Raw genomic sequence first — 5,284 nt, 5'->3', positions numbered from 1 at the left:
CAATTTAAAAATGTTATAGCGCTACTGGTATAAATTTTCCTTGCGTGCTGTATACACAGAGGCTGCGAAAAATTCATCCCAGTCGCGCTTTGGAACTTATGACAGTTTTGGTTTCAACTGACTATAAGTGGCTGGAAACAAGTCACTAGAAATAAGTAACTGGGATAAACTATTGATATTTAAAACAAGGTCGACATGATGGTCGGCCTTATTTTTTGTTAAGATAGTTTGGCGACATACTAGGACATGCAGATGACAGACAATACAATCCCCCAAGGCATTTACCGCCATTACAAAGGCAACCTGTATCAAGTGCTGCATACCGCGCAGCATTCTGAGACCGAAGAAGCCTTAGTCGTTTACCGCTGTCTGTACGGTGAGTACGGCGTTTGGGTACGACCATTAGCGATGTTTACTGAAACTGTTGAAGTTGATGGTAAGGAAGTAGCTAGATTTGAGCTGATGAAAGCGTTAGCTGATTAGTTCGAAATAGAAAGGCTGAATAGAAGCTCTTGAGTAGAAGCTTAAGAGACGCTGTCGTGGGCTGGGTTTTTGACCCAGATTTTTACCATATCGCCTATAGCTCATTTTCCAAAAATCCCTTCAATGCTTTATAAAAGCCAATCGGCTCATCCATCGGTACCGCATGACCAGAGTGCGGCAATACAATCTCTGTAGCGCTGGGTAGCATCTGCGTCACCTGCTGCTGCCACTTAGCGTCATAGAGCTGTGAGCGACCTCCGATTAAGTTCACGACTGGAATGGTGACTTTTTCTATCACCGCCCGAAAATCGTACTCCAGATTTAAGTATGCTTGCAAACAGCGCATCTTATGCTGCCAAATACGGTGGTCATAAAACACCAGCCGATGATCGTTTTGATGCGTTAGGATTTGCACGATGGCCTTTGAGCGTTTGCGGTTGACGGATAGTAAGGAAAACTGTCGCTCGACATCAGTGACGCGGCGCTTGAGCGCAAAGGGCAGGTGGGTAAAACTCTCGAGCTGAATATACGGCAGCGTCATATTCACCACCTCATGAAAGACTGCAAACACCTCGCGCTGCCGCGTACCAAACAAACCGCCTTGCCAGTCAGGCTGGTTATGAATCGCAGGGCTTTGGTCGATGTTTAAATAACGACTGACTCTTGCGCTGCCATAACGCGAAAAATACGCCCACATCACTTGTGCACCCATCGAGATGGCGGCGACGGGCAATGCGTCTATGTTGCGTGCCAAACAAATTTGCTCAATGGCGACATGGAGGTCATCGGCGTATTGCCGCAAAAAATCAAACTCACTCAGCTCGATATCCTTTGCGGCACCAAACCCGCGTAAATGTGGCAGATAAAACGTATAGTGACCGAGCAAAGGCAGAATAAATGGCAAAAACTCACGTGCATCCATCCCGTACGCATGGAGCAGTAGCACCGGCTTGCCGTGGCCGATAACTGACATGGGTAGCAGCGTGCCTTTTGCCACCTCGATGTTTTTTGTATGCAGCTGATACTGATTGAACAAAGCAGGGCGCGGCACAGCAAATAGGTTGGTTTTCATCAGGTATGATACCTTGTTGCAGAGCAGAGCATCGCGCTGATGCAAACGTTTTGCCACTGATAAAACCCTGCTATATTAAAACAATTAAACTGACCATAGCATAAAAAATGCCTAGCGGTAATAGCGGCGAGCAGGTTAAGGGATGAGCGGCCGATCAATGATCATCAGTGACATAAAGGGAGAGTGTGTGAGCAAATCGACGTTAGCCTTGCTTGATAGTAGTTTATATCCACAGCGCTGGCAGCAGCAAACTTTTGCAACCCCGCAGGCGCTACTAGTTGCGATGCTAAGCGCAGAGAGCATGCCTGATGCTCAGGATTTTACACAACAGTTATTAGCCAATGAAGTGTATCAGGACTGGATCAATAGCAGTGTGTTTGGCCGCTATTTGCATCGGAACTTTACCGCTTTTTATCGGCAAAGCGAGGACAGCTTTAATACCGATATGCCCGCATTATTTCGCCGTGAGCTGACGCGGCATGCGCAGTATTTACCGCTGGGGCAAGTGCTGTTTTTTGCAGGTGATATGCCAAAGCGGGTACGACAAACCAAGTTGCTAACCACCACGGTCAATCCTGCGACTGCTATCATCGATGCACAGCCAAGTAGCCGTGCTGTGCAATCTACACAGATGGTAGTCAATCAGCTAACCATCGTCGGCAAACACCTCTTAGGGTTTCCTATTCGCCATAATAAGCGCACCAGTGAGCGCCTCCGAAATGAAGTGCTGATTTTGGACTTTCAGCAGTTGACGCTGGTCAAAGAAACCCAAATTCAACCCAAAAAAAGAAGCAACACAGATGAGACTATATTGCTTCGGTCTTATGAGTTACGTTAGAGAGCAAAACGGCCGGCTAAGCTTTTAACAGCCTTGCTTCGCAATGGTCAGACCATTATAAGTTTGCGCCACTGGCATCACTTCCAAGCGATTGACATTGATATGGGCTGGCGATTCAATCAACCACAATAAAATATCGCCGATATCCTCACCAGTCATGGTTTTAAAGCCGTCATAGACTTTGGCGGCTTTTTCGTCATCGCCATGATAGCGCACATTCGAAAACTCAGTGCCAGCGACATTACCTGGTTCAAGATTGGTGACGCGCACCTGCGTACCGACTAAGTCCGCGCGCAAGTTTAAGCTAAACTGTTTGACAAAGGCTTTGGTCGCACCATAGACATTACCGCCAAAATACGGCCAACTGCCAGCGATAGAGCCGACATTGATGATATAACCGCTGTCGCGTGCCACCATCGCAGGTAGTACAGCGTGGGTCAGCGCCACCAGACCTTTGACATTGGTATCGAGCATACGCATCCAGTCATTAAGATCTGCCTCATGGGCAGGCTCGGTGCCGAGCGCTAGCCCAGCGTTATTTACCAAAACATCGATGTGCTGAAAACCAGCCGGCAAGTCAGCAATGATTTGCGGGATAGACGCTGTGTCACTGACATCCATGACCACCGGCAAAAACGCCTCGCCCAATGTAGTTGCCAGTGCATCAAGCTTATCGCGGCGTCTGGCACAACCGATCACTTGGTGACCGCCTGCGACCAAACGCTCTGCCAGCGCCTTACCAAACCCTGCACTTGCTCCTGTGATCAATACGTTCATGTTATGTCCTTATAATTGATATCGTATGTGGCTTTTGTGATATGAATGGTGCGCTGCTTTGTGGCAGCTTATGCTTATCTATTAAATAGCTGTTTACCAAAGATTTTATCGCCAGCATCGCCAAGACCTGGGATGATATAGCCGTGCTCATCTAAGTGGCTATCTAGCGCCGCTGTAAAGATGGTTACATCAGGGTGCGCTTCGTTGACCAAACGCACCCCTTCAGGAGCCGCTACCAATACCAACGCCTTGATATTGGTACAGCCGTTTTTCTTTAGCATCTCGATGGTTGCAACCATCGAGCCGCCTGTGGCTAGCATTGGGTCAATGATGAGAGCAGGGCGCTTGTCCATGTGGCTGACGAATTTTTCAAAGAAAGGCACAGGCTGCAAGGTCTCTTCGTCACGTTGTAAGCCGACGACAGAGATTTTGGCCGTAGGGATCAAATCGAGTACCCCATCTAGCATGCCAATGCCGGCACGTAAGATAGGTACGATGGTTGCCGTCTTACCGATGATTTGCTCACCTGTGATTTCACCACACCAGCCTTCCATTGGGAAGGTCTCAATTTCAAAATCACGACTTGCTTCGTACGCCATCAAGCGCGCAAGCTCTTTGGTTAATGTACGAAATTTATAAGTGCTACAGTCTTTTTCGCGCATTAGGCTGAGTTTATGACGGACTAGCGGATGATCGATTACAGTAATTTTTAAGTCACTCATAAGTACTCTCTTGGTTTTGGGTCTGATGCTTGCGCAGTCGCTGCGGTTGCCATTAGTATAAAAGATACAAACACTTACCACACGTTACCCCGCCTTTAGCGCATTCATAGTAAGCTTAGCCTATCTAACAACCGCGCCTAGAGCTTTTATCTCTTGACAGCACGATTCTCTTTGACTACATAAATGGCGACATATATAGAGTTATCACAACATGCTTACCGAGCAAAATGTTACCAATAAAGTTGAGTTACTATAGTAAGCGGCCACGTATTGAGCGCATCAATGAGGATGCCATGTTGTATTGAATCGACTATGTTTTACTATTATGGATGACTATATGACGTCAGGGTCGGTGAAGTAGTGTTTAGGCCTGCTATGATACCAAAAAAACCGCTTTTTTGATGAAGAATCTTATGACCAATCAACCAACTAGCACCCAGCACCCCATGTCTCATACAGAAATCGACGCAGCATTGTCAAAAGACGATGCTTTAGAAGTAGAAACCCATCCGTTTGCCCCAGTACTGCCTGCAAATGCCAGTGTAATGATGATGGGCACGTTTCCACCGACTGCTGATAAATGGGCAATGCGTTTTCACTATCCAAACTTTTATAATGATATGTGGCGTATTTATGGCGGCGTTTTTTTCGACGATATTGATTATTTTAGAGTAGAGGGCGAAAAGCGTTTTGATCCTGAGCGTATTCGCGACTTTTTGTTTGACCGTGGTATTGCCTCATGCCCGACGGTAAAGCAAGCCATTCGTGAGACCGGAAATGCATCGGACAAACACCTAACTGTCGTCACCCCAGTGGATTTAGATAATATCTTGCCGCAAGTACCAAAGGTTAAGACGCTCTTTACCACCGGCGGCAAAGCAACTGAGGTTTTGCTAAGCCTACTAGCGGAGCCACCCGCCAAGTCCAAGCACCCGAAGACCAATCAAAGCATGCAGTATCCTTATCAATGGCAGCATCATGACAAAGACACTGCCGTCAAAGAGCTGACTTTATATCGTCTGCCCTCTACCTCGCGCGCTTATCCTTTGGCGCTAGACAAAAAAATCGCCGCTTATAAAGCTTTTTTTGAAAAAATAGGCAAGCTATAAAGGATATATAAAGAAGCATAGATAGAATAATGTCGTCTGAGGAACCGAGGTGGCTAAACGCTAAAGTAAGGTAATTGAGATTAAAGTAGAGAAATTGAGATTACGGTAAATTATTTTTCCTGTTAACTGTTTGATATATATCAAGTATCAAACATCATGCCAAATAATCTCTTAATTAATAAGCCAGTCCCCTTGACCCCCACCCAAATACGCGTATAATGCCACCCAGTCAAAAGGGAAGGCGGATAAAAGAGTGACTCATTTAAACAATGAATCATCATTC

The 5,284-nt window shown here is 46.4% G+C and carries 6 protein-coding genes; 3 read left to right on the top strand and 3 right to left on the bottom strand.

Going from position 1 to position 5,284, the window contains the following annotated elements; translation table 11 throughout:
* Positions 1 to 252: 252 nt before the first annotated feature.
* On the top strand, positions 253 to 483 hold the full coding sequence (locus J3491_RS11765; RefSeq protein WP_207970343.1) for a DUF1653 domain-containing protein: 231 nt from the start codon (positions 253 to 255) through the stop codon (positions 481 to 483).
* A 94-nt stretch (positions 484 to 577) separates the two neighbouring features.
* Here the strand turns inward: J3491_RS11765 and J3491_RS11760 are convergent, their stop codons facing one another.
* A complete protein-coding gene (locus J3491_RS11760; protein ID WP_207970342.1) occupies positions 578 to 1,555 on the bottom strand; it encodes an alpha/beta fold hydrolase in 978 nt (325 codons plus the stop codon).
* Between the two features lie 187 nt (positions 1,556 to 1,742).
* Here J3491_RS11760 and J3491_RS11755 point away from each other — a divergent pair, with 187 nt between their 5' ends.
* The gene (locus J3491_RS11755; RefSeq protein WP_207970341.1) at positions 1,743 to 2,393 is read left to right on the top strand and encodes a hypothetical protein; all 651 of its coding nucleotides are present in this window, start codon (positions 1,743 to 1,745) and stop codon (positions 2,391 to 2,393) included.
* A gap of 24 nt (positions 2,394 to 2,417) precedes the next feature.
* Here the strand turns inward: J3491_RS11755 and J3491_RS11750 are convergent, their stop codons facing one another.
* Both J3491_RS11750 and upp read right to left on the bottom strand, forming a co-directional pair.
* The gene (locus tag J3491_RS11750; RefSeq protein WP_207970340.1) at positions 2,418 to 3,170 is read right to left on the bottom strand and encodes an SDR family NAD(P)-dependent oxidoreductase; all 753 of its coding nucleotides are present in this window, start codon (positions 3,168 to 3,170) and stop codon (positions 2,418 to 2,420) included.
* 74 nt (positions 3,171 to 3,244) lie between these two features.
* Positions 3,245 to 3,892, bottom strand: coding sequence for a uracil phosphoribosyltransferase (gene upp, locus J3491_RS11745; protein WP_075101966.1), 648 nt, complete (start codon positions 3,890 to 3,892; stop codon positions 3,245 to 3,247).
* A 446-nt stretch (positions 3,893 to 4,338) separates the two neighbouring features.
* Between upp and J3491_RS11740 the strand changes: the two genes are divergently transcribed.
* Positions 4,339 to 5,001 (top strand): DNA glycosylase, encoded by a 663-nt coding sequence (locus tag J3491_RS11740; protein ID WP_243456383.1) that lies wholly within the window; start codon positions 4,339 to 4,341, stop codon positions 4,999 to 5,001.
* Positions 5,002 to 5,284: the final 283 nt, after the last annotated feature.

Source organism: Psychrobacter halodurans (assembly GCF_017498075.1).
Lineage (GTDB): Bacteria > Pseudomonadota > Gammaproteobacteria > Pseudomonadales > Moraxellaceae > Psychrobacter > Psychrobacter celer.
Note: the sequence above shows the minus strand (reverse complement) of the source record. Positions and strands in the feature narration are given on the sequence as shown.